21 protein-coding genes and 1 riboswitch are annotated in these 23,508 nt (G+C 63.3%); of the genes, 6 read left to right on the top strand and 15 right to left on the bottom strand.

Annotated features, from left to right (window positions below; translation table 11 throughout):
- Positions 1-4: 4 nt before the first annotated feature.
- Positions 5-1,192, bottom strand: a complete 1,188-nt coding sequence (locus ASD45_RS05840; protein WP_056910627.1) for a DUF2336 domain-containing protein — start codon at positions 1,190-1,192, stop codon at positions 5-7.
- A 145-nt stretch (positions 1,193-1,337) separates the two neighbouring features.
- Positions 1,338-2,390, bottom strand: coding sequence for a transglycosylase SLT domain-containing protein (locus ASD45_RS05835; RefSeq protein WP_056910626.1), 1,053 nt, complete (start codon positions 2,388-2,390; stop codon positions 1,338-1,340).
- Between the two features lie 148 nt (positions 2,391-2,538).
- Here ASD45_RS05835 and ASD45_RS05830 point away from each other — a divergent pair, with 148 nt between their 5' ends.
- Both ASD45_RS05830 and ASD45_RS05825 read left to right on the top strand, forming a co-directional pair.
- Positions 2,539-3,021 (top strand): MaoC family dehydratase, encoded by a 483-nt coding sequence (locus tag ASD45_RS05830; protein ID WP_056910625.1) that lies wholly within the window; start codon positions 2,539-2,541, stop codon positions 3,019-3,021.
- 136 nt (positions 3,022-3,157) lie between these two features.
- Positions 3,158-4,027, top strand: coding sequence for a CoA ester lyase (locus ASD45_RS05825; RefSeq protein WP_056910624.1), 870 nt, complete (start codon positions 3,158-3,160; stop codon positions 4,025-4,027).
- Between the two features lie 41 nt (positions 4,028-4,068).
- Here ASD45_RS05825 and ASD45_RS05820 read toward each other — a convergent pair whose 3' ends face one another.
- From ASD45_RS05820 to folE, 4 genes are all read right to left on the bottom strand, one after another.
- Positions 4,069-5,841 carry a radical SAM protein gene (locus tag ASD45_RS05820; RefSeq protein ID WP_348271215.1) on the bottom strand — a complete coding sequence of 591 codons (1,773 nt, stop codon included), beginning with the start codon at positions 5,839-5,841 and terminating at the stop codon, positions 4,069-4,071.
- Positions 5,842-6,060: 219 nt separating this feature from the next.
- The gene (locus tag ASD45_RS05815; RefSeq protein ID WP_056910622.1) at positions 6,061-7,341 is read right to left on the bottom strand and encodes a D-amino acid dehydrogenase; all 1,281 of its coding nucleotides are present in this window, start codon (positions 7,339-7,341) and stop codon (positions 6,061-6,063) included.
- Between the two features lie 157 nt (positions 7,342-7,498).
- Positions 7,499-7,604, bottom strand: a riboswitch (glycine riboswitch).
- A 29-nt stretch (positions 7,605-7,633) separates the two neighbouring features.
- Positions 7,634-8,059 carry a phosphoribosyl-AMP cyclohydrolase gene (gene hisI, locus ASD45_RS05810; protein ID WP_056910621.1) on the bottom strand — a complete coding sequence of 142 codons (426 nt, stop codon included), beginning with the start codon at positions 8,057-8,059 and terminating at the stop codon, positions 7,634-7,636.
- Between the two features lie 85 nt (positions 8,060-8,144).
- Positions 8,145-8,798: a GTP cyclohydrolase I FolE gene (gene folE / locus ASD45_RS05805; RefSeq protein ID WP_056910620.1), complete on the bottom strand. Its 654-nt coding sequence runs from the start codon at positions 8,796-8,798 to the stop codon at positions 8,145-8,147.
- 255 nt (positions 8,799-9,053) lie between these two features.
- On the opposite strand from folE, the gene ASD45_RS05800 reads away from it, so the two are divergent.
- Complete coding sequence (locus tag ASD45_RS05800) at positions 9,054-9,509, top strand: iron-sulfur cluster assembly scaffold protein (RefSeq protein WP_056910619.1); 456 nt, start codon at positions 9,054-9,056, stop codon at positions 9,507-9,509.
- A gap of 19 nt (positions 9,510-9,528) precedes the next feature.
- On the opposite strand, the gene ASD45_RS05795 is transcribed toward ASD45_RS05800, so the two are convergent.
- Entirely contained in the window at positions 9,529-10,911 is a 1,383-nt protein-coding gene (locus ASD45_RS05795) for a hypothetical protein (RefSeq protein ID WP_056910618.1), read from the bottom strand.
- Between the two features lie 342 nt (positions 10,912-11,253).
- On the opposite strand from ASD45_RS05795, the gene yidD reads away from it, so the two are divergent.
- Together yidD and ASD45_RS05785 are read left to right on the top strand one after the other, a co-directional pair.
- Complete coding sequence (yidD, locus tag ASD45_RS05790) at positions 11,254-11,586, top strand: membrane protein insertion efficiency factor YidD (RefSeq protein WP_056910617.1); 333 nt, start codon at positions 11,254-11,256, stop codon at positions 11,584-11,586.
- Between the two features lie 71 nt (positions 11,587-11,657).
- On the top strand, positions 11,658-12,581 hold the full coding sequence (locus ASD45_RS05785) for an EamA family transporter (protein WP_244485216.1): 924 nt from the start codon (positions 11,658-11,660) through the stop codon (positions 12,579-12,581).
- Between the two features lie 9 nt (positions 12,582-12,590).
- On the opposite strand, the gene ASD45_RS05780 is transcribed toward ASD45_RS05785, so the two are convergent.
- On the bottom strand, positions 12,591-13,865 hold the full coding sequence (locus ASD45_RS05780) for a hypothetical protein (RefSeq protein WP_056910616.1): 1,275 nt from the start codon (positions 13,863-13,865) through the stop codon (positions 12,591-12,593).
- A gap of 155 nt (positions 13,866-14,020) precedes the next feature.
- Between ASD45_RS05780 and thrS the strand changes: the two genes are divergently transcribed.
- Positions 14,021-15,988, top strand: a complete 1,968-nt coding sequence (gene thrS / locus ASD45_RS05775) for a threonine--tRNA ligase (RefSeq protein ID WP_056910615.1) — start codon at positions 14,021-14,023, stop codon at positions 15,986-15,988.
- 15 nt (positions 15,989-16,003) lie between these two features.
- Here the strand turns inward: thrS and ASD45_RS05770 are convergent, their stop codons facing one another.
- From ASD45_RS05770 to ASD45_RS05740, 7 genes are all read right to left on the bottom strand, one after another.
- Complete coding sequence (locus ASD45_RS05770; RefSeq protein WP_156380730.1) at positions 16,004-16,924, bottom strand: hypothetical protein; 921 nt, start codon at positions 16,922-16,924, stop codon at positions 16,004-16,006.
- An 84-nt stretch (positions 16,925-17,008) separates the two neighbouring features.
- Positions 17,009-17,332 (bottom strand): cytochrome c552, encoded by a 324-nt coding sequence (locus ASD45_RS05765; RefSeq protein WP_056910613.1) that lies wholly within the window; start codon positions 17,330-17,332, stop codon positions 17,009-17,011.
- Positions 17,333-17,425: 93 nt separating this feature from the next.
- Positions 17,426-18,856: an alpha,alpha-trehalose-phosphate synthase (UDP-forming) gene (gene otsA, locus ASD45_RS05760; RefSeq protein WP_056910612.1), complete on the bottom strand. Its 1,431-nt coding sequence runs from the start codon at positions 18,854-18,856 to the stop codon at positions 17,426-17,428.
- Positions 18,857-18,960: 104 nt separating this feature from the next.
- On the bottom strand, positions 18,961-19,746 hold the full coding sequence (otsB, locus tag ASD45_RS05755) for a trehalose-phosphatase (RefSeq protein ID WP_056910611.1): 786 nt from the start codon (positions 19,744-19,746) through the stop codon (positions 18,961-18,963).
- Positions 19,747-19,766: 20 nt separating this feature from the next.
- Positions 19,767-20,717 (bottom strand): hypothetical protein, encoded by a 951-nt coding sequence (locus tag ASD45_RS05750; protein ID WP_348271214.1) that lies wholly within the window; start codon positions 20,715-20,717, stop codon positions 19,767-19,769.
- A 234-nt stretch (positions 20,718-20,951) separates the two neighbouring features.
- A complete protein-coding gene (locus ASD45_RS05745) occupies positions 20,952-22,718 on the bottom strand; it encodes a methyl-accepting chemotaxis protein (protein WP_056910610.1) in 1,767 nt (588 codons plus the stop codon).
- Between the two features lie 65 nt (positions 22,719-22,783).
- A complete protein-coding gene (locus ASD45_RS05740; protein ID WP_082540676.1) occupies positions 22,784-23,308 on the bottom strand; it encodes a chemotaxis protein CheW in 525 nt (174 codons plus the stop codon).
- Positions 23,309-23,508: the final 200 nt, after the last annotated feature.

Genomic DNA, 23,508 nt, shown 5'->3' with positions numbered 1-23,508 from the left:
CGCATCACGCCACCAGCCGCGGCTCGTCGATGTGGGGCATGAATGCCACTTGATCGTTGGCCACCAGGTCGTCACAGAACATGCGCGCTTCCTCGCGTGCAGCCTCAACGGCGAAGCGGCGCAGCAATGCGAGCAGCGAGGCCATATCGTCGCGCCGCTCGGCCGCGCAGGCGTCGAGCACGCGCTCGACCATGCGACGCTTGAGATGCGATACGCCTCCGGTCTCGCCGAGAAGAATGCCGTCGCGCAGCGCGGCGATGGCCTCGCGGAACGCCGGGTAAGCCGTATCCGGCAACCCGGCCTTGGCGTAGATCGCGCGGAATCCGGAAATGTGCTTGTCCTGAATATAGGCCGAGACCCGCTCGATGGGCATACCGGTCAATTCGGCAAGTGCCTCCTCGAACAGCACGACGTTGCCGGACAGCAGCGCCCGCAGCACCATGCCGGCGGTGAGCTGGCCGCTCTGCCGCAGATGGCGCATCAGTTCGGAGATTTCCTCGTAAGGCGTATCGGCGGCGAGTGCGACGGTCGCCTTCTCGCAGGCTTCGCGCGCGGCGTATTCGGCATGCTCGGAGCCGAGCCAATGCCGTGCGGTAACGAATCCGGCCAAGGTCTGCGACAGTTTGGCGAGCAGCGCCTGGCGCGTCGCCATCGGCAGATCGTCGCGGTCCATGAGGCTCTCGCGGATCGCCGACAAATGGCCGAACCGCTCGACAATACGATCGACGGAGAAGACCGCGATGCTGGCGTCAGGGTTTTCGAGCAACGTGAGGCAAGCCTGCGCGCAGCCGACCTCGGCGATGGCCGCGGCGAGCGGCGATGTCAGCATCGCCCGGCTGGCGATCGCCACCTGGGCGTCGGGCTGTGCGGTGGCGAAGAGATCCACCAGGTCCTCGTCGCTCAGGAGCGGCGAGCGCGACAGCACAGGGATGGCAACATCCGGCTGATCAGCGGCGAGCGCGTGGACCACGACCGGGGGCGCCTTCTGCGCCGAGGCGAACACCTGCGCGAGCGCGCCGCGTACCAAGGGCGATGGATCGTCCAGCAGCATGATCATCGCGCCTTCGGCGGCGGAAAGATCAGCGGGTGATAGATCGGAGTGGAGATAGGCGCGGGCCAACGCGGAAGTCGCCTCGGCACGTTCGCCGGGGGACGCGTGGCGCAGCCACTGAAGAAACTGACGTACAATCATGACACGACCAGACGCTACAACAATCACCGGAACACGGCGGTGACGTTTTAAGTCTAGTCGTCGAGACTTAACAAAGCGTTCACCATAGGTGTTGAGAAGACGTTAACGACGATCGGCCGGAAAGCGCTGCGCGATCAACGATCCGCTAGCCGCGGCCTGTGAACATGCCGCGCACATTGGCGGCGCCGTCGGTGAACAGTTCAAGCGTCCGCACCGGTTGCTCAGCGCTCTGACCGTTCGTCGCCACCGGCGCGACTGACGACGAAGCCGTTTGGCCCGTCGCGCTCTGGTCGGTCCACAGCGAGGCCACCGTGCGTGCCACTGCGCCGCGCGTCGGATCGCTGAACATGTCCTGGAACATCGGCCGCGTCGTCTGCGGCGGCGGGCGATTGTCGGCCGACGCCAAGGCTTGGGTCACGCCGGCGGTGTCAGGGACTGGCGACGACAGCGACCGCAGCGTGCTGGGTACCGGCGCATAGAGATTGGCGAACGAGATCGGGGCCGCCGTCGTCGTGGCAGGCGTTGACGTCACATTCGTCACGTTAGGAATGTCACCTGGCGGCCGCATCACCGCGACCCGCGCGGTGTCGAACTTACCCGTCAGGCGGTCATAGACGTCGGCCACGCTCTTGGCCGAACCGTCGCGGTGGTAGAAAATCGGCCGGTTGGCGGCGGCCGCCGCCGGAAACATCGTCGCGGCGTTGGCGTTCGGATTGCCGGTGGCGGCATTGATCAACCGCCCGGCGCCGTCCGGCCCGAGGAAGTGAGCAGTATATAGTTCACCTTCGGTCGGCGCCCGCCCGATCGTAGCGGAGAGCTGCTCGGCATTGTTGCGCGCCAGCACGCCGGCCATCATGGCGCTCGCCGCCGGATCGGTGCGCAGCTTCATGATGGCGGAGCGCATCGCCGGGTCGGCCACCTGATATTGCCCATCCGCCGTCTGCGAGATGGCGTCGGCATACTGGCCCATGCCGAAGGCCGCGCCGCCCTGCTTGACGGTGCCGAGCCAGGTCTGATCGATAAACTGATAAAGGCCTTGGGCCGACGAGGTCGACGCCTGCGCCGACGGGTTGAGATTCGATTCGATCTGGGCGGTGGTGAGCAGATACTGGAAGCTGATGCCCGTGGACTGCGCAGCCTGCCGTATCGCGCCGCTGATTTGCGGTGCGAGGCCATTGGCGACGCGATCGACGGCCATCGACTTGCCTCGGGTTTGCCCGGGGCCTATGAGCGGCACCGGTTCTGTACGGCCGACAGGGCGGGACTGAACCTGTTGACCTTGGGTAATTATGGTAAATGAAGGGTTAACGGCGCCCGGCGCCCAAGCCTTCCGAAGGAGAACAGCGATGACGGATGCGATCCAGCGGCACAAGCGCGGCGGCCTGTATTTCGAGGACATGGAAGTCGGCAAGCTCTACGAGCACCGCTACACCCGAACCGTCACCCAGATGGACAACATGTTGTTCTCCAACATGTCGCTCAACCCGCAGCCGCTGCACATCGACCGGCACTTCTGCGAGACCGAGACCGAATGGGGTCAGCCGCTGATGAACTCGCTGTTCACGCTCGGCCTGATGATCGGCATCCAGGTTTCCGACATGACAGTCGGCACCACGATCGCCAATCTCGGCATGGACGGGGTCAAATTCCCCAACCCGCTGTTCGAGGGCGACACCATCAACTGCACCACCGTGGTGGTGAGCAAGCGGGAATCCAAGTCGCGACCGAACGCCGGCATCGTCGAATTCCACCACAAGGCCTTCAAGCAGGACGGCAAGCTGGTGGCTGAATGCCACCGCAACGCCTTCATCATCAAACGGCCGAAGTAACGCCTCACCAACAAACGAGTCGGCCGCCCAGAACTCCGCTCATTCTCACGAAAGCGGGAATCCAGAAACATTCATCACTGGTCTCGCTTTGCAGGGGGACGAGCGGAAACTGATCAACCTCCGAGGATTCGACCCCATGCGTTCCCTCCTCTTCGTCCCCGCCGATGCCGGCGCCAAGCTCGACAAGGCGATGGCATCCGGCGCCGATGTCGTGATCATCGACTTGGAAGATTCCATCACGCCGGAACGCAAGCCGGCGGCGCGCCAGGCCGCCCGTGAGTACTTGAAGGCGCACAGCGCCAAAGCCGAGCGTCCGCGGATGTTCGTGCGCATCAACGGCCTCGACACCGGCATGACCGACGCCGATCTAGAAGCCATCGTGCCGGGCAAGCCGGACGCCGTGCTGTTTCCCAAGGCCGAAGGCGGTGCCAGCGTCGTTCATCTCGACGCCAAGCTCAGCGCGCAAGAAGCGATCGCCGGGCTCGCCGAGGGCACAGTCAAGGTGCTGGCGCAGAATGTGGAATCGGCGGCCGGACTCTTTCTCGCCGGCACCTTCAAGGATACGAGCAAGCGGCTGATCGGCATGACCTGGGGGCCGGAGGATCTCTCCGCCGAGCTGGGCGCCGAATCGAACCGCGACGACAACGGCTTTCTCACCGAGCCCTATCGCCTTGCGCGCTCGATCTGCCTGTTCGGCGCCGCGGCCGCGAAAATGCCGGCGATCGAGACGGTCTATGTCGATTTCCGCAATTCGGAAGGTTTGCGCCAAGACACCGTCGCTGCGCGGCGCGACGGCTTTGTCGGCCGCCTCGCCATCCATCCGGCGCAGGTGCCGGTGATCAACGAGGTATTCACGCCCAGCACCGAGCAGATCGAGAAGGCCAAGGCGGTGATCGCCGCCTTCGCCGCTAATCCTCGTGCTGGCGCGGTTGGAATCGACGGCAAGATGTTCGACCGCCCTCACCTCGTCCGGGCGCAGGCGCTGCTTGCGAGGATCGCGAAGTAGCCGCCATTCAGGGCGGCGCGCCCTTCCGTAAAGTCCAGAGATTACTCCGCCGCCACCGCGGGCTCATGCGCGTGACCGTCCTGCGCGTCCTTGATGTGCTTTGCGCGCGCGACATAAGCCTGCGCCGCGCCGCTGTTGAACAGCTCGTGCGTTTCGAGCTCATCATCCTGGACCGGCGTCATAGCCAGATCAGTGTAGGCGTAGCGCTGCGGATCCTTCTTGATGCGCAGATAGATGCGGCGGAGCTTCAAATAAAGCACGGTCCAGCGGACCAGCCGGCTCACGACGCTACAGTAGTGCTTCGGATAGAACAGCCAGGCGGGCTCTATTGGCATTCCCGGGCGGCGGTCGCGCCGATAACGCCGGCGCATGAATCCGCCCTCGAGCGGATGGATGTGCTCGATATTGATCGAGCCTGTGAACCACGAGATCAGAAACAGCGCATTCGAGGCATTGGCCTTGGTCGAGGCCACTCGGCGCAAAATCGTCTCGATGTGCTCGATGGTGTAGTACCGCTGCCAAGCATCCTTGTAGGCGCGGTCCCACTCCTCGCGCGACATCTTTGGATGCGGGGTGCAGATGTGGTTGAGATCGTATTTGTTGAGATCGGGATCGAGCCAGGCTCCCACTCTCTTCAGCTTGAGGTGATCCTCCGAGCCGGGCAGCGGAGTGAGATAAAAGAATTCCAGCAGATCGACCGGCAGTTCCCGCTTGATCACGTCGATATCGTGCATGATCGAGTCATACGTATCGCCGGGGAAACCTAGGATATAACCGGCATAGGTGATGACGCCCGCCTTCTTCCAGGCAAGCAGCATTGTGCGATATTCGGTGATCTTGTTTTGCCGCTTCTTCGCGCCGAGCAGATTGTCCGGGTTGATGTTTTCCAGCCCGATAAAGACGCGCCTGACGCCGGCGCGCGCCGCCTTCTCGACGAAGTTCGGCAGCTTGTGACACAGCGTATCGACCTGGATGATGAACCCCAGATTGAATTTTTCGACCTCACGCAGGTAGATGATACGGTCGAGGATCGCTTCCCAGTCCTTATTGCGAGCGAAATTGTCGTCTGTGATGAAGAAGGAGCGCAGCCCCTGCGCGTAATTAACGCGCACGATGTGCTCAATGTCGTCCGGCGAGCGGCGACGTGACTTGCGTCCCTGCACGTTGATGATGGTGCAGAACGAACACTGGTAGGGACAGCCCCTTCCCGCATCGAACGACGTCGTGCGGCCGGCCGTACGCTGCGCCCGCTCGGCAGCCATCAACGGGATTGGTGTACCCTCGATGCCGGGCAGATCGTCCATGTAATTGTAGAGCGGCTTGAGCGTGCCGGCGTAGGCATCGCTCAAGGTCTCTTCAAGACGGCCTTCCGCTTCGCCGGCGAACAGCGACACGCCCATAGCTTTGGCACGGTCGAGATCGGCATCGATGCCATTGAGCATCGCGAGCACGCCGGAGACATGAAAGCCTCCGATGCCAACCTGAATCCCGCGTGCGCGCAGAGGCTTCGCCAGATCGAGCGCGCGGGGAAACTGGTTCGACTGCACACCGGTGAGCATCACCATGCCGGCGCCGGCTTCCTCGATCATCGTGGCAATGCGGTCCGGACGAATGCGGGTGTTGGTTTCGTCGAAAGCATGAATGTCGATGGAAACGTCATCACCGAAGATGCGCCGCTCGGCGCAATCTTTCGCCAGGCCATAAAGTGAGGCGAGCGAATTCGACGGGATTGGAGAACGCAGCCATTGGATGACGTAACCGTCATCGTCGTAGTGCGACGGCTTGACCAGCACCAGGCAAAAGCGCCTTGGCACGCTACTGGACCCGAACGCAGTCATACGACCCGTCGCCATGCAGGAAGCTTATCAGCCTCAAGCACATCGGCAAGCACTCTCGAGCCATTGGACCAAAATGATACCGTCGCAGCCGCGTTTCAGCTGCCGCATGTCCCGGCGCCAAATGAGTTCCGCGACGCACCGAAACGGCCGGCATCACGTTTGATACCGGCCGTTTTTTAGTTTATTCGAGCGTTTTCAAGCCGCAACCGGTCCCTTGCCGTCCGTGATCATCGCGGCAACACGGAAGCCGGAACCCGCACCGAGCGTCCAGCCCAGCGTGCCATGGCCGGTGTTGAGCCACAGGTTCGGAAAGCGCGTACGCCCGACATAAGGAATGTTTGACGGTGTGGTGGGCCGCAGTCCGCTCCAGAACGTCGCGGCCTCGAAGTTGCCGGCGCGCGGAAACAGCTTGCGCACGTTATCGATGATCGCCTGGCAGCGCGTACGGTTCAGGTCGCGCGAATAGCCCGAGAGTTCCGCCGTACCGGCGACGCGCAGCCGATCGCCGAGATTTGAATAAACAAGTTTGTATTCGTCGTCGGTGAGGCTCGTCACTGGTGCCATGTTGGAGCCGTCCGTCGGGATCGTCACCGAATAGCCCTTGGCCGGTTGTATATTGAGATTGATACCGTAGGGGCGCAGAAAGGGCGCCGACCAAGATCCCATGCTCACCACCACATCACGCGCCCGCAACGTCTTGTAACCCTCGGGGCCAACCACTTCGACGCTCGTGACCTTGTTCGCGCCGCGATCAAAGCCCAGGGCGGTGACCTGGGTGCTGTAGTTGAAAACTCCGCCTAGCTTTTCGCAGACCCGCGCCAGATTCTGCGTGAACTTGAAGGCGTCGCCGCTCTCGTCTTCCGCCGTGTAGGTCGCCCCGGCGATTTCGCGACGCCTATCGGCGAAGGCTGGTTCGATCTCGACCACCTTGTCGGCGTCGATGATTGTACGGTTGCAGCCGTATTGCCGCATCAGCTCTGCGACCGGGATTGCTGCTTCGAACTCCCTGGCATCGCGATAAAAATGCAAGATGCCCTTGGTGCGCTCGTCGTAATGAAAGCCTTCGTCACGGCGCACGGTTTGGATCAGCGCCCGGCTCTGCGTCGCAAGTTTGACGATCTCGGCCGTGTGGCGGCTGGCGCGCTGCGGCAGGCAATCGACGAGAAATTTAGCGATCCACAGCCACTGATGCACGTCCATGCGCGGCCGGAATAGGAGCGGCGCATCGCTCTTGAATAGCCACTTCAGCACCTTCAGCGGCGCCGACGGATTGGCCCACGGTTCGGCGTGACTGACCGAAACCTGCCCGCCATTGGCGAAGCTGGTCTCAAGACCGGCTTCCGGCTGGCGGTCGATGACGCAGACCGACTTGCCGTTCTTCAGGTTGAAATAGGCGGTGTTGATACCGACGACGCCGCCGCCAAGGACGATGACATCGAAATCGTTGCTGGTGATGTTGTTAGTTGCTTGGGACATGGCTCAGGTCCTTCTGACAGGCGCGCGCGAGCGTCCGCAGACGTCTCGCGTGCCCCCTCTGTCATTGGCCTGAGAGCTTCATCGTCCGGCATCATTGCCGAGAACGACTTTCACCGTCGGCGGAAGCCTTGTGGGCTTCACTCTTCAGAGGTCGAAGTCCTGATGAACGGTTCTTTTGCCTGAGAGATTCCGGGGCGGTTGCTCCTTCGGCGCCAACGCTCAAGTTGTTACACTTTCGCGTCAGTCTCTCCCGTTCACTGATAGAAATATCCGATTCCCCGATAGGAGTCGACTATTCCTTGTAAACGGCGGCCGGGTCGAACTGGCGCTCGGCGTCGCGGAATTCGAGCTTCACGGTACCGGTCTGCCCGAGCGGCGCGGCCCGATAGAAGCATGACCGCCGACCGGTGTGGCAGGCGCCCTCGCCTTCCTGCACGACCTTGAGCCACAGCGCGTCTTGATCGCAATCGACCCGCAGCTCCTGGATACGCTGGACGTGCCCGGAGGTCTCGCCCTTCTTCCAGAGCTTCTTGCGCGAGCGGCTGAAATACCAAGCCTCGCCGGTTTCGATGGTTTTCGCCAGCGCCTCGGCGTTCATGTGCGCCACCATCAGAACGTCGCCATTGCCAGCGTCGGTCACCACGGCGGTGACGAGGCCGTTGGCGTCGAATTTGGGAAGAAGCGCGAGGCCTTCTTCGATGTCGTGCGTGGAAGCCATGGCGACAGAATCCGATTGCCTATATGAAATTGCCGGGCTTTCACCCGGCAATTAAAGCACTTTGCAGCGGCGAGAGAAGCCGGAGCTACTTCTCGCGCACCAGCGACATGAACCGGACGAGTTCGTTCGGGTCGTCGCGGAATGTGCCGGAGAAATGCGTGGTGAGCGTCATCGAGCCGGGCTTGGTGACGCCGCGCAGCGACATGCAGGTGTGCTCGGCCTCGATCATCACGGCGACGCCCTTCGGCTTGAGCACCTCTTCCAGCGCAGTGGCAATTTGCGCCGTCATGTTTTCCTGCGTCTGCAGCCGCTTGGCATAGACATCGACCAGCCGCGCCAGCTTCGACAAACCCACGACGCGCTCGGTCGGCTTGTAGGCGACATGCGCCTTGCCGAAGAAGGGCATCATGTGATGCTCGCAGTGCGAGTTGAAGGTGATGTCCTTCACAAGCACGAAGTCGTCGTAGCCAGAGGTTTCGGAGAAGGTCCGGTCAAGCGCCTCGGCCGGACACTCGCGATAGCCCTGAAACAGCTCCTCATAGGCGTCGACCACGCGCTTCGGCGTGTCGAGAACGCCCTCGCGCTTGGCATCGTCGCCGGCATAGGCGATGAGCACACGCACGGCGGCCTCCGCCTCCTCGCGCGACGGGCGCGGTCCGGCCGGGGTCGGCGCGGCACTGACATGGTCGGACAGGCCCTGTTTGTCCCAGGGCTTCACAATCTTGCTCTTGGCGTCCATTACGGTCTCCGTTCGACCGGGGCATGCCTTCAAGGGGCAGCGCCGGGAGTGTCACCGGGGTGGCCGCGCTTCCCGCCCCCTCGGGCGGTCGGACGCCGCAATCCCATTCTGCATGGCCCTTATAGCAAGGAACCATGGGCTCTGCTGCCGAGAACCCTTCTCGTACCGGCGGGCCGCCCCCTATATATTGCTTTGTACGCACCAGGCAACGTGCCGGATGACTGGCCGAATTGCATGGCTTCCGGGTCCAATTCCATGCTGAATGACGTCTATAACGCGAGAATCCTCGATTTGGCCGCCCATATACCGCGACTGGGGCGTCTGGATGCCCCGGACGCTACCGCGACCGCCCATTCCAAGCTGTGTGGCTCGACCGTCACCGTGGACGTGAAGATGGACGGCGGCGCTGTCACGGATTTCGCCCATGACGTCAAAGCCTGCGCGCTCGGCCAAGCTTCCTCGTCGATCATGGCCCGCCATGTCATAGGCGCGACGCCAGACGAACTCCGCGAAGTCCGCGAGACCGTGCGCAAGATGCTGAAGGAAAACGGGCCGCCGCCGACCGGCAAATGGGCGGAAATCGCCGTTCTCGAACCTGTCCGCGACTACAAGGCGCGGCACGCCTCGACCATGCTGACCTTCGACGCGGTCGTCAAAGCTGTCGACGAAATCGAGGCGAAGACGGGCGGCGCCAAGCAGGCGGCCGAATAATTTCGTTCTGTTGGCCCGATTACTGCCCCGCCGCCATGCCGCCGGTCCTTTGCACCATCGCGGCTTCGGCATGTTCGCCGATCGGCTTGCTGCAGGCTGCCGCCAGCTGAGGGAAATGCTGCGGCGCGCCCGTGTTGCCGATCCTGATGACCGTCACCGCGTCGTCGCTGTTGGTTTCGACCACGACCGAACGGAAACCGGCGGAAAATTTACGGACGACATCGGCGGACACCTGGCCAACGGCGAGCGTCCGCAGCATCTGATCCTGTCGTCCACTGGCGACGATCTTCAACGCAGCACGGGTCTTGCCGATGCGTAGCGTGACTCCCTCGAGTTGGGCGGGCAGCGCCAGACCGTCGCCGGCATAGCGGCGCTCCACATAACTCATCTCGAATTTGTCGCCGACGCCGCAGGACAGGATCAGATCGAAGCTGCCGATCTGGTCGCCTTCGACCGTCAACGGATGGCGCCGCGCCAGCATCATGCCGCCATCGCGATTGACCAGCCCCCAGCTCCGCTCGCTGATCGGCAGGGACTTGACCGCAGGCTTCGAACCGTTTGTCATCGGGCGATCCGGCCGGGCCGGCGCAAGCGGCGGGGCGGCGGTCGTCGCCGCGGCTGTGTTCGCTGAGTTCGATGCCACGGCGGCCATTTCCGGCATGGCGGGGCCCTCGGTGGCGAGCCGGGTCTGCGTCAGCTCTTCGCGCGACATCACATGCAGCGGCTCCCAGGGCGGGATGCGCAGCGACAGATCGAGCAGATCCATCGAGGCGCCCATGTCCTCGGTGAACCTTGCCAGCCGGCCAATATCGCGCTGCACCAGAACCAGATCTTCCGCCGAGTAACTGGCCGCCGTCGGATCCTCGCGGCGATCGCCGAGCCAGATCTGATGCACCATGACGCGGGCTTCGGCCGGCACCGTACGCTTGATGCCGCCGAGCATCACGAATGCGCACATCGATTCACAATCCGCATATGGCGAGAGTTTCGCGCGCGGAACCTTCGATCCTCTCGGTTCGTCGGCCAGATCGACGACGCGGCCAACCATGGTCGAGAGTTTGGCGGTGCGGATTTCCCGGCCGAGAGCGATCGCGCCGAGCACCGAACCACCGTCCGAATCCATCACGACCGTCGCGCCCTTGAGATCGTGGCCCTGCACCGCCGCAGTTTCTATAAAGCTCTTGAAGTCGCGCGGGGTATCCGCGGTAATGGCGCCGGTGGCGGAGACATAAGTTCCGCACGCTGCGCCGCACTGCGCCGCCGGACCTTCCATGCGCAACTCGAAGCGCATCGGTAAAGCCCGGTTGTCGGCGCCGGCTGGCGTCGTCACGCCCGCGGCGAACAGAGCGGCGACGACCAGTGCGCCAGACGTGGTGCCAATCAGCTTGAGGGAACTTCGCATCTTTCCCCTTCTGCCGCGACGAACGAAAAAGTTTCGCACGGCGCGGAACCTGAACCCAATCGCTGCATTGTAGCAGCGGTGGATTCCATCTCGTTTCGAGGTTCTTGGTCGCGACAACAGCGTAAGCGCTGGAAGAGAGCGCTTATTTGCGCTTCGTCAATTGTCTGTCACAGAACCCCCGATGTCTTATTTAATACTCGTCGGCGAGATTCCCGCTAGTGCAAAAAGGTCGCTATCCCTGCCCCAAATTGCTCGAAACCTGAGCAGTTCCAAGACGATGGAACTCTGCTATGGAACTTTGCTAAGACGCTCGCGCGACTCTCGCGCGCGAAGGCCTTCTGCTTGAACGACCATCATTCGAACCGCGAACCCAATCCTCTGGCGCAAATTCCGCGCACGCTCGGCCGCGGCTTAGTGACCGTCTACCGTTATACGTTGTCACCACTCATCGGCCCGCGCTGCCGCCATCTGCCAAGTTGTTCGGAATATGCGGACGAAGCAATAAGCCGCTTTGGCCTATGGGCCGGCGGCTGGATGGCGCTGGCGCGGATCCTGCGCTGCAATCCCCTCGGCACCCAAGGGCTCGATTTCGTACCGAAGGTCCTGCCGGCGCAGGCGAACTGGTGGACACCCTGGCGCTACGGCCGCTGGCGCGGCACGCAGTCCGAGCCGTAGTGCAGGAACCGGGTGGCCAGCCGCATCGGGGCGCGGCACACCGCACGCGCTGCTGCTCGAAAGCCATCACCATGCGAACCACCATCGACCCGATGCCGATGCACCGCCAGGACTGGCTGCTGCTCGTTGTTTTATCGGTGCTGTGGGGCGGCTCGTTCTTTTTCAACGGTGTGGCGCTGCGCGAACTGCCGCCGCTGACGGTCGCGCTCGCCCGCGTCGGTTTCGGCGCGCTGTGTCTTCTCGTCGTCATCGGGCCGCTTGGCGGTTCGCTGCCGAAGCGCACGGCTGACTGGTTTCCCTTCGCGGTCATGGGACTCGTCAATAACGTCATACCGTTCTCGCTGTTTCTCATCGCGCAGACAGTCATCTCCAGCGGCCTTGCCGCCGTGCTCAACGCAACGACGCCACTGTTCGCCGTCCTGGTGATGGCGGCCGCCGGCGAGGAGCGCCTCACCGGCCGGCGCGTTGCCGGCGTGCTGCTCGGCGTCGGCGGCGTCGCCGTGCTGCGCGCGCCGGGCTTGAACGCATCCGACCAGATATTCGGCATCGTGCTCTGCCTCGGCGCGGCCCTGAGTTACGGCTTCGCCGGCTATTGGGGCCGCCGCGCGCTCAAGGGCATCCCGCCGATTACGTCAGCGACGGGCCAGCTCATTTGCTCGACGCCGGTGATGGCGGTTGCGGCCGCGCTGATCGACCGGCCGTGGACGCTGCCGCTGCCCGGTATCACGACCTGGGCGGCGCTCGCCGGACTTGCGACTTTATCGACGGCGCTCGCCTACATCCTGTTCTTTCGCATCCTCAACCGCTCCGGCGCGGTGAACGTCGTGCTGGTGACGCTGCTGATCCCGGTGACGACCATCCTGCTCGGCGTCTTCATCCTCCGCGAGCCGTTCTCCACCAACGAAATCGTCGGCGCCGTCATCATCGCCGCCTCGCTGCTCGTCATCGACGGGCGCGCGCTGGGCTGGGTAAGAGAGTGTCTGGCCCGCGCCTGACGGGGCCGGTTACTCCGTGCCAACCGTTGCCTTGCCGACGCCTTGCGCGTTGATCTTGCGCACGATGACGTTGGCGAAATGACGGGTGATCGCCGGATCGGGCGACGCTCCATTGAGCGCGGTATCGTTCAGGGAAACGGAAAAGTTCTTGAGGCAGAACTGGATTCCATTCTGCTCCGGATTGTGCCCGACCGAACTCACGGCACGGTCCGACAGCCGTTTATAGAGCGCCGGAGAATCCTTCAGCGTCGATTGCAGCGACAAGGTGCAGGGCTTATCGCCGCCATGCATCGTCCAGTCCGAAATCGTAATGCTGATTCGTTGGTACGGCAGATCGCATTTGCCGTTGCGCTCCGGCCGGCACCATGACCCGCCACCGCCCTTATAAGGCTTGAAGACATATCCCTGAACGGTGCTCAGTTCGATGGTCTGCATCCACGTCGGCGTGTAGCTTTGCGGCAGCGGCGCCGGCCCTTTGTATTGCGCGCCGGCGCTCTTCGCCCACCACCAGCCTCCGGGAAGCTCCGCGCCGGGATCGGGAAACAGCCCGGCACCAATCCCGGCCGGCGCCTTGAGCTGGTCGGTGATGTCTTTCACGCTCGCCCAGATGGCGGCGAGGATCGCCTGCTTCTCCGGCTTGACCTTCTCCTGCTGATAGGTCGCTTCCAGCCGCGTCATCCAGAAGCGGTCGACCTGGCGCTCGGCGCGGCGGCGCATCGGCTCGCCGATCAAATCCTTGTCCCAGCCTTTGTACTTGCTGATGTAGTCCTCGACCATTTTCGGCTTCACGGCGAAGTAGCCGCCACCGAGGCTCTGGCTGGTCGCATAGGAGAAGGAATTGATGACGTCCTGGTTCTGCGCCCGATTGGCCCGATAGGCGGCATAAAGGCCCGCATCGAGCTTGGGGATGAACACCAGATCGCGCACGGCTTCGAGCATCGACTTGTAGAGACGCACGGCCTTGATCGCGGTCATCAGCGGCGGCGGCAACAGGGCTTCGGCGGCGGAATCGGTCGCCTGATTGAGCACGGTGGTGGCAATCTCGGCGTCGCGCGCGTCCAGGAACTGCTGGGCGATCTGGACGGCGACAACCGCGTCGGTCAGCCGGCCGAGTGCCGCCGCATTGTCCTTGAGGGCGAGGCTGACCGCGTCATTGGTCATCCCGGTGTACTGGGCGATCGTATCGATGACGTCACCGGGCGCAGGCCGCTGCTGCGCCACGGCGGGTACCGCGAGGACCAACAGCGCAGCCAGCAGCGCGGGGCGTAAACCGGCGGTTTTCATGACATACGGCTACGACGGCAGGCCCCGGCCGGCGTTGCGCTGGATCAAACAGGCCGGCCCGGTTGCGCCGGCAAAGCAGCCTGCTATATCCCTCCCCGAATCCACATCCGCTTACCCGCGCTCGTTCGCGGGAGTGAGCAACAGGAGAAGACGACATGGTCGCCCTGACCTTTCCCGACGGCGCGCGCCGCGACTACCCCGACAACATCACCGGCCTCGACATCGCCAAGGGCATCTCGCCCTCGCTGGCCAAGCGCACCGTGGCGATGGCGCTCGACGGCAACCTCGCTGACCTCGCCGACCCGATCGAGAAGGACGCGCGCATCGAATTCGTGTCGCGCGACGACCCGCGCGCGCTGGAGCTGATCCGCCACGATGCCGCGCACGTGCTGGCCGAAGCCGTGCAGGAATTGTGGCCCGGCACCCAGGTGACCATCGGTCCGGTGATCGAGAACGGCTTCTATTACGACTTCGCGCGCAACGAAGCGTTCACGCCGGACGATCTGCCCGTCATTGAAAAGAAGATGAAGGAGATTATCGCCCGCGACAAACCCTTCACCAAGGAAGTGTGGTCGCGCGACAAGGCCAAGCAGGTCTTCACCGGCAAGGGCGAGCTGTTCAAGGTCGAACTGGTCGACGCCATTCCGGAAGACCAGTCGATCAAGATCTACAAGCAAGGCGACTGGTTCGATCTGTGCCGCGGGCCGCACATGACCTCGACCGGCAAGATCGGCAACGCGTTCAAGTTGATGCGGGTCGCCGGTGCCTACTGGCGCGGCGACAGCAACAATCCGATGCTCTCCCGCATCTACGGCACAGCGTTTGCCAAGCAGGAAGAACTCGACGCTTACCTCAAGCAGATGGAAGAGGCCGAGAAGCGCGACCACCGCAAACTCGGCCGCGAGATGGACCTCTTCCATTTTCAGGAGGAAGGTCCCGGCACCGTGTTCTGGCATGCCAATGGCTGGACCATCTTCCAGGAGATCATCGCTTATATGCGGCGGCGCCTCAAAGGTGACTACCAGGAAGTCAACGCGCCACAGATGCTCGACAAGTCGCTGTGGGAGACCTCCGGCCACTGGCAATGGTATCGCGAGAGCATGTTCGCGGCCCAGTCGGCGGGCGACGACGCGGAAGACAAGCGCTGGTTCGCCATCAAGCCGATGAACTGCCCCGGCCATGTGCAGATCTACAAGCACGGCCTGAAGAGCTATCGCGAACTGCCCATTCGCCTCGCCGAGTTCGGCATCGTGCATCGCTATGAGGCATCGGGCGCGATGCACGGCCTGCTGCGCGTGCGCGCTTTCACCCAGGACGACGCCCATATCTTCTGCACTGAAGATCAGCTCGCCGAGGAATGTCTCAAGATCAACGACCTGATTCTCTCGACCTATGCCGATTTCGGCTTCGAGGGCGATCTCGTCGTCAAACTGTCGACCCGGCCAGAAAAGCGAGTCGGCACCGACGCGGCGTGGGATCACGCCGAGACCGTAATGCAGAACGTGCTGCAGACCATCGCCCAGGGCAACAACCGCATCAAGACCGCGATCAATCCCGGTGAAGGCGCCTTCTACGGGCCGAAATTCGAATATGTGCTGCGTGACGCCATCGGCCGCGACTGGCAGTGCGGCACCACGCAGGTGGACTTCAACCTGCCGGAGCGCTTCGACGCCTTCTACATCGCGCCCGACGGCTCGAAGAAGACTCCGGTGATGGTACACCGCGCGATCTGCGGCTCACTAGAGCGCTTCCTCGGTGTCGTGCTGGAGCATTACGCGGGCCACCTGCCGCTATGGTTGGCGCCGAAGCAGGCCATCGTCTGCACCATCACGCAGGATGCCGACGCCTACGCCGCCGACGTCACGGCGGCGGCGCGCAAGGCCGGCCTGCGCGTCGATGCCGACCTGCGCAACGAGAAGATCAACTACAAGGTGCGCGAACACTCGCTGGCCAAGGTCCCGGTGCTGCTGGTCGTCGGCAAGAAGGAAGCCGAGACCCGGCAGGTGTCGATCCGCCGCCTCGGTTCGGACAAGAACGAAGTGATGAGCCTGGACGACGCGTTGAAGCTGCTGACCGAGGAAGTACCGCCGCCCGACGTCAAGCGCGAGCGCGCGGCCGGCTGATCTGCGCGCGCAGCCCTAGCCCGCCTTACGCCGGCGTTCGCTGACTGCCATCGCTTCGCGCATGGAGTCCGCCAGGAACAGATACGACGCAGCGAAGAAGCGCTGCGTCGCGTCGATCAACGCTGGCTTGAGAACGACGACCCTCAGGTCGGGACCCGGCCGTTCAAGGAAGCCCCGCTCTTCCGCTTCGCGGATCAGTTTGAGCACATGCGGCCGCGACACCGCGAAACGACGCGCCAGCGCCGCGATCGAGATCGGCACCGGGCGTGACGGCGGCACAGTGTCGTCCTCCTGTCCGGCGGCAATCAGGCTGGCGAGAATGAGCATGCCGCCGTTGCGCTCACCGAACAGACCGAGCTCCGGCGCCGCGGAGACGAGCCTGAACCCGGCGCGATAGCGCTTGACCATAGCTGCCACCAGCGCGCCATCGACGATCTTGTCGTCGAGCGCCGCCAGCATCGCCTCGCCGTCGGCGAACAGCGGCGCCATCGCCGTATAGTGCAGCTTCAGGCGCGAGCGCAGCAGTGCGTATAGCTTGTCGGTGGCCACGAGGCGGCGCTGGCGCCGGTCGATGATGTCGATATCCGGCGTGAGATAGCCGGAGAAGCGCATCAACGACAACATGGCGCCGGCGCGGCCCGGGCTGCAGACGTCGAACTCGGTACACAGCGCCTTGATGCGCGTCGGCGTCAGGCCGGACGAGGAATCGCGCGGGTCGCGCGTCGCATGCAGGTAGATCGCCAGATAGCCGAGCAGCATGCGGCCGCGGTCGTCCATCAGCCAATTCAGCAGATGGCGGCCGTGATGCATCGACGACAGGCCGGAGGCCGTCGCCCGGATCGCGCGCGGAAAACGCGGCTGTTCGCACAGTGCGGTTATTGCTTCGGACGTTGCAAAGCCGGCCTCGCCCGACATCGGTGCGGAATCAGGCACCATGTCATCGCCCCTCAACTCACCGCCAAGATAAAGCAGGGTATCGGGCAAATTTCTACTGTGGCGGAGAGCGTCCCCGGCCCGAGCCTATTTCTGCGCCGCGATGTAGGCGGCCAGATCGGCCGCCTCGCTACGCGACAGGCCCATGTCGGGCATTTTCGGATGCGGCGTGAGCAGAAACAGCGCGAGCTGCGCGGCGTCGAAACCGGGTTTCTTGGCGATCGCGGAGAACGGGGCGACTTGGGTATTGCCGCTGTTTTGATCGGCCGACACCACATGGCAGCCCGCGCACCAGCGCTTCGCCAAAACCCCGCCATTCGCCGCATCGGCCGCGCGGGAGGCGGATGGCACGGCCAGCAGAGCGATCAGTCCCGAGGGCAGCAGGAGGAGCGCCGCGCGAAATCTCGTCATCGGTGGGACGCCTTGGGTGGGTTATCGACGTGACATCCTATCGTGAAGACGGCTGGCGCCCCTGACCTATGTCAATGTCCGCCCCGCAGTCCGTCAGCCTTGCCGGGCGATCCGCCGCATCGGCGGATCCAACATCTCGGCCGCCGGATCGGTGCTCGAGACGCCATCGAGGAGTCCGAGGAACCGCTCCGCCCACTGGCTCAGGTCATTCTTGACCAGCATGGCGAAATTGGCCTGGTGGCGCATGCGCCGCTCTTCAACCGGCATGCCCAGCGCGCGGTTGATGGCGATGGCCACGCCTTCGGAGTCGTAGGGATTCACCAGCAACGCTGCGCCGCATTCGCGCGCTGCCCCGGCAAAACGGGACAGCACCAGCACGCCGGGATCGTCCGCGTCCTGCGCAGCGATATATTCCTTGGCGACGAGGTTCATGCCGTCGCGCAGCGGCGTGACCAGGCCGACGCGCGCCGAGCGGTACAGGCCGGCAAGCGCGGTCCGGCTATGGGCCTTGTTGATATAACGCAGCGGCGTCCATGACGCCTCCCCGAAGGTGCCGTTGATGCGGCCGACGGCTTCGCCGACCAATCGGCCGATATCTGCATATTCGCGAATGTCAGTCCGGCTGCGCGGCGTGATCTGCAGATAGGTCACCAGCCCCCGCCAGTCGGCGAAGTTGGCGAGAAAGCGCTCGAAGGCATTGAGGCGTTCGGGGATGCCTTTGCTGTAATCGAGCCGATCGACACCGATGATCAGCGCGCGGCCCGACATGCTCGCCATCACCTTGTTGACGAATTGAGACCCGACGGCCCGCGCCGCCATCCGCGAAAACGCCTCGGTTTCGACGCCCACCGGAAAGATGCCGACCGTGACGGAGCGATCCTCGTAATGGAAGCTGCTGTCGCCCGCTCTCTTCAGGCCGACTTCGTTGGCGAGATAGCGCGAGAAGTTATTGGCGTCGTTTTCTGTCTGGAAGCCGACCAGATCGTAACTGCACAAGCCCGCGACCACGCGCTCGTGGTTCGGCAATCCTGTCAAAATCTCCGGCGGCGGACAAGGGATGTGCAGGAAGAAGCCGAGGCGATTCTTGTGACCGCGCTCACGCAGCATCTGCGCGAGCGGCATCAAATGATAATCGTGCACCCAGATGACGTCGTCCGGGCGCAGAAACTTCTCGAGATTCTCGACGAAGAACTGATTGACGCGGAAGTAACCGCTCAGGTCGCGGCGGGTGAACTCCGCAAGGTCGAGGCGATAATGCAGGATCGGCCACAGAACGCGATTGGCGAAGCCATTATAGAACTCATCGTAATCGTCCTGCGGCAAATCGACGGTAACATAGTCGACCTTGTCTTGATGGACGGTTTTGGCGGGACCTGGGGTGCCGTCGGCCACCTTGCCGCTCCAGCCGAACCAAATGCCGCCGCGCTTCTTCAGCGCCGGCCTGATCGCTACTTCCAGACCGCCTGCGCGCGCATTGCCATCCGGAATGCCGACACGGTTGGATACCACCACGAGTCGCGACAAAGTTTCCCCTCCACGCCGCCGCGCCGCCCCGCGCAGCCAAGTTATGTAAAATATGCACTGATATGGCAAACGTCAGAGCAATAACGCCTGACAAGCCAAGAGGTTCACTTCATCGCGGCGAGTTGCTGCAACGCGCGGCGGACGTCATCCGGCGCCGAAAATATGCCGCTAAGGCCGGCAATTTCGCGGCTGACCGAGTAGCCCTTGCCGCCGAAGCCCGCCAAAGCGGCAAACGCCGCTTCATCGGTCACATCGTCGCCGATGAATACCGGCATACGGCCGCGGAATGGCATGTGACGCATCAATTCGCGCACGCCGCCGCCTTTGTCGATGCCGGGCCGCTTGATTTCGATCATCATCTTGCCCGGCAGCACTTCCGTCGCCTCGGCCGGAAATGCGGCGCGGCTTTCGCTGACATGCGTGCGCAAACGATCTTCGTGCTCAGGCGCCTTGCGATAGTGGAGCGCCACCGAATAGCCCTTGTCCTCGAACTCGACGCCGGTAGCAGGATCGGCCGCCGCGATAAGCCGCGTGCGCATGGCCTGCGGCAGATCCTCGATGCGCGCGACCTGCCCGTCGTCCGCGAGGCGCATCTCGGCACCGTGACCGCCGACCGCCGGCAGCTTGAGCGGCGTGAACAACAGATCGAGATCGCGGATCGGCCGGCCGCTGACCAAGGCCAGGGCGCCGCCGGTCATATCGTAGAGACGTTCGAGCGAGGCTATCAGGGTTCGGGGGACGTCGACCTCGAACGGCGACGGACCGATATCGATCAGCGTACCGTCGACATCGAGCAGCAGCGCGATCGTCGTCGGATCGAGCGCGGCGAAGGACCGCAAGGCCGCGGCATTAACGTCATCTTGGCGATCATTGGTCGTCGAAGAATTCACAACGCCCTTTCCGCTTAGCGCTACTTGGCCAGCACCTCGACATCGCCGTCCACGCCGGTGACGACCTTGAACTCCCGCTCGAAGACATTGCCTTCGTTGCGGGCGATGGCGCGGTACTCGCCCTCGGCCAAGACGACGCGCGGGAAGGCGCCGATCGATTCCTTGATCACGTCGCCGCCAGGCGTCAGCACCGACCACGCCGTGTTGGCTAACGCTTCACCGCCCTTCTCGTTCACCAGCTTTAGCGTGATGATCGCAGCCCGGTGATTGACGACGACATCGGTGAGCTTGCCAGCCTGCACGCGGATGTCCGAGCGCACCACCGAATTGGCGTCGCCGTAATTCGACACGATGTAATACGTGCCCTCCGGCACCACGACCACGCCGCCGCTGGCGATGTGTTCGGCGATCGGCCGGCGATCGCTGGGCTCGAACTGGCTGCCCTTGAAGACGTCGAACGAAATCTGCGCCGCCGGAATGCGCGCGTCGCCGACCTTGCCTTCCATGCGCAGGCCACCGGCCGGCAAATCGAATTCCTCGCGTACGGTAGCGCCACGCAAGGTTATCGGCTTCACCGCATTGGCGAGGCCGAAGCCGACATGCACGATGTAGGGGCCGGCCGGTAGCACCAAGGTCGGCGCCGCCGATTTGTCCTCGCGGATCAGTGGAAAGTTGCCGTCGGGCTGCGGTTTGGCGCCGTAAACGCGCCAGGTCAGCCCGCCGGTAATGGGCGCGGCTTCCGTGCCGAACTTGGCCGACAGCGCCAGCGCCACCTGCCCGGCCGGCACCATCGGCGTCGGCGGCGGAGGCATCAGCATCTGACCATGCGTCGGCGGCGCCAATACGCCGCTCGAGCCGAAGCCATCGCCGCCGCGCCCGGGCGCGGGCGCCGGCGGGAAGGCGCCAAGCGAGGGCGAAGCGGAGAACAGCGAGCTGGAATTGCCAGCCTGTGCGAGGACGCGGCCGGGCACGGCCGCCGCCGCGACGGCCAGAACCAGCGCAAACGTCCAGTAAAACGGGACAGGCCGCCTCGCACGCGGCGGGCGGCCTTGTCCGGCCAATCGAATTTCGCCGTTCATGACGCGGTTTTCGGCTGGAATCGAGGCGATTTCAAGCCGCATGAATTGCGGGGGCGAGCAGCCGGCGACCGGCCGCTCGTCCCCTGAGTCCCGGGACCAAAATCCCGTCGCCACGTGGCCCAGCGCCTAGAACTCTCGCCAATCCTGACCGACGGCGGTGGCCAGAGACGCCTGCATCTCGCGCGCATCGCTTGCCGGCTTCGGCTTGCCAGGGGCAGACCGGGCGGCAACAGGCCTCGCAACAGCCGGCCTGGCAACCGCTGCACTGGCCTTCATTGGCGTCGGAGTCGCATGGCCTTCGTGGCCGCCGTCGATCTGGAACACTGACACCTGCTCGTCCATGGCCTTGGCCTGATGCTCGAGCGTCTTGGCGGTGGCCGCGTTTTCTTCGACCAGCGCCGAGTTCTGCTGCGTCACCTCGTCCATCTGGGTGAGCGCCTTGTTGATCTGATCAATGCCGGTGGCCTGCTCAGCCGACGCATTGGCGATCTCGGAGACCACCACGGCGACCTTGTTGATCGACTCGACGATTTCGTTGAGCGATTCGCCGGCACGGTTGACCAGATCGACACCATCCTTCACCTGACCATTCGAGTTGGTGATCAGGTCCTTGATGTCTTTTGCCGCCTGCGACGAACGCTGCGCCAGGCTGCGCACTTCCGACGCCACGACGGCAAAGCCACGACCGGCTTCACCGGCGCGCGCCGCTTCCACCGCGGCGTTGAGCGCCAGCAGGTTGGTCTGCCGCGCGATCTCATCGATGACACCGATGATGTCGGAGATCTTGCGCGACGATTCCTCGATCCGCGCCATGGCGTCGACCGCCTTGGCGACGACCTGCCCGCCGCGATCCGCGACCTCGCGAGTCGTAGCCGCATCCTGATTGGCGAGCTGGGCGTTCTCCGCGTTCTTGCGCACGGTGGCGGCCAACTCTTCCATCGCAGCCGAGGTTTCCTCCAGGCTCGCCGCCTGCTCCTCGGTGCGCTGCGACAGGTCGGTCGTCGAGGTTGCGATTTCGGCCGAGGCGTTAGTGACTTCGCGGCCAGACGCTTTGATCTCGGCAATGGTCTGGCTCATCTTCTGGGCCATGCTCTGGACGGCATCGGCAATCTGGCCAACTTCGTCCTTACGACCAGTGCCGGGCACAGCGACCGTAAAGTTGCCGGCAGACACAGCGGCCAACGGCTCCACCAAGGCACGCAGCGGCCGCGCTATGGTCTTGGCCCCGAACACCGCAGAGCCGAGGAGGATGACGATAACCGCGATGCCGATCGACAGGTTGATTTTCTCGGCAAACGCCTTGGTGTGACTGACGGCTTCATTCTCTTCAACGACACGGCCCTCGGCAATATGGATGATCTCTTCCATCAGCTTAACCGCAGTCGCTACTTCGGGGTCGAGCTTATCCTTCTGAATGCCCGACATTTCATGGTGAAGTTGGCTGACACGCTCAGGGTTTGCGGTCGAGATCTTGATGACCTCGGCCTGCATCGGCACGATCATCTTGGTCGCGCCATCGATATAGGCGTTCATCTGCCGCCGGGCATTCTGCATGCGTTCGCGGTTGGCTGGCACTCGAAGCTCCCCCGCGACTTTTTCGGCCAAGGCATTGACGTCTTTCTGCAACGCCGCGAGATTATTGGCGGCCTTCAACTCGGCCTCGGTCTCGGCAAGACGGATGTTTCGCATCGACAGGCGGGCCAGCACGAAGGTGGCCTCGATCTTCTTGAGGTCAGCGACGACAATCTCCTGACCGTTTGCATACGCCTGGGACGCCTTGACGGAGCTATCGGTGTACATACCGACACCCATCATGAGGCAGACCAGCAAAACACCGATGCCACTCATGATGGACAGCTTGACGCCGATACTGATGTTCGAAAGTCGCAACATGATATTCCCTTTCTAGGAAGATGAACGCATTATGTTGATGGGTGGGACGCGGCAGCCGATTCAACTCAACGATCGGCCCGGTCTTCCGCCGGAAGCAGATGTGCCAGATCGATCAGCGCGATCATGACGTTGTCATGCGACACGATGCCGGACAGGAAATCGGCTTGTGGACCGTCACCGGCGCGCGGCACCTTCTGGATCTGCGCAGCATCGACCGACACGATATCGAGCACGCGATCCCCGATCAGTCCGACCTGACGGCCCTCGATCTGAACGATGATGACGATGTGAAGCGGCGTGGTCTCAGTCAGCCCCTGGCCGAAACGGCAGCGCAGGTCGACAATCGGGACGATGGCGCCGCGCAAATTGAGCACGCCGCGCACATATTCAGGCTGCTTGGGCAAGTGGGCAATGTCGCTCCAGCCCTTGATCTCGCGAACCGCCATGATGTCGACGCCATATTGATCGTCGCCAATGGCGAAGCTGATAAACTGCGTCTGCGCAACTCCGCCCGCGGCGTCAGCCGTACCGACATTGCCCCAGGCATTCGGCGGGGCGCTTGTTATTTCCGACGATACAACTTGATTCATGGATGCATCCTTCAAAACAGCCGCTCCCGTGCGACGCGCGCCCCTGAAAAGGACCGCATCGATTTCAAGAAATGACATCACTCACGGAGACCCGGCAGCGCGGGCCGCAGTCGCGACCCGTCGATAAAATTAACAGCGAGTTCTATAGAATATGTTTATAGCGTCGATTTTTTAGATTGAATTTCGTTTACGAAGCGCCA

It is taken from the genome of Pseudolabrys sp. Root1462, assembly GCF_001426945.1.
Lineage (GTDB): Bacteria > Pseudomonadota > Alphaproteobacteria > Rhizobiales > Xanthobacteraceae > Pseudolabrys.
The sequence above is the reverse complement of the archived record's forward strand: the minus strand, read 5'-3'. Positions and strand labels throughout refer to the sequence as shown.

Excerpts from the sequence above, each read along its gene's own strand:
- ASD45_RS05770 (WP_156380730.1), bottom strand. The coding sequence starts at position 16,924 with ATGGTGCCTGATTCCGCACCGATGTCGGGCGAGGCCGGCTTTGCAACG.
- folE (WP_056910620.1), bottom strand. The coding sequence starts at position 8,798 with ATGGACGCCAAGAGCAAGATTGTGAAGCCCTGGGACAAACAGGGCCTG.
- hisI (WP_056910621.1), bottom strand. The coding sequence starts at position 8,059 with ATGGCTTCCACGCACGACATCGAAGAAGGCCTCGCGCTTCTTCCCAAA.
- ASD45_RS05765 (WP_056910613.1), bottom strand. The coding sequence starts at position 17,332 with ATGACGAGATTTCGCGCGGCGCTCCTCCTGCTGCCCTCGGGACTGATC.
- ASD45_RS05815 (WP_056910622.1), bottom strand. The coding sequence starts at position 7,341 with ATGTCCCAAGCAACTAACAACATCACCAGCAACGATTTCGATGTCATC.
- ASD45_RS05745 (WP_056910610.1), bottom strand. The coding sequence starts at position 22,718 with ATGTTGCGACTTTCGAACATCAGTATCGGCGTCAAGCTGTCCATCATG.
- ASD45_RS05785 (WP_244485216.1), top strand. The coding sequence starts at position 11,658 with ATGCGAACCACCATCGACCCGATGCCGATGCACCGCCAGGACTGGCTG.
- ASD45_RS05800 (WP_056910619.1), top strand. The coding sequence starts at position 9,054 with ATGCTGAATGACGTCTATAACGCGAGAATCCTCGATTTGGCCGCCCAT.
- ASD45_RS05835 (WP_056910626.1), bottom strand. The coding sequence starts at position 2,390 with ATGGCCGTCGATCGCGTCGCCAATGGCCTCGCACCGCAAATCAGCGGC.
- ASD45_RS05840 (WP_056910627.1), bottom strand. The coding sequence starts at position 1,192 with ATGATTGTACGTCAGTTTCTTCAGTGGCTGCGCCACGCGTCCCCCGGC.
- ASD45_RS05830 (WP_056910625.1), top strand. The coding sequence starts at position 2,539 with ATGACGGATGCGATCCAGCGGCACAAGCGCGGCGGCCTGTATTTCGAG.
- thrS (WP_056910615.1), top strand. The coding sequence starts at position 14,021 with ATGGTCGCCCTGACCTTTCCCGACGGCGCGCGCCGCGACTACCCCGAC.
- ASD45_RS05780 (WP_056910616.1), bottom strand. The coding sequence starts at position 13,865 with ATGAAAACCGCCGGTTTACGCCCCGCGCTGCTGGCTGCGCTGTTGGTC.
- ASD45_RS05825 (WP_056910624.1), top strand. The coding sequence starts at position 3,158 with ATGCGTTCCCTCCTCTTCGTCCCCGCCGATGCCGGCGCCAAGCTCGAC.
- ASD45_RS05740 (WP_082540676.1), bottom strand. The coding sequence starts at position 23,308 with ATGAATCAAGTTGTATCGTCGGAAATAACAAGCGCCCCGCCGAATGCC.
- ASD45_RS05795 (WP_056910618.1), bottom strand. The coding sequence starts at position 10,911 with ATGCGAAGTTCCCTCAAGCTGATTGGCACCACGTCTGGCGCACTGGTC.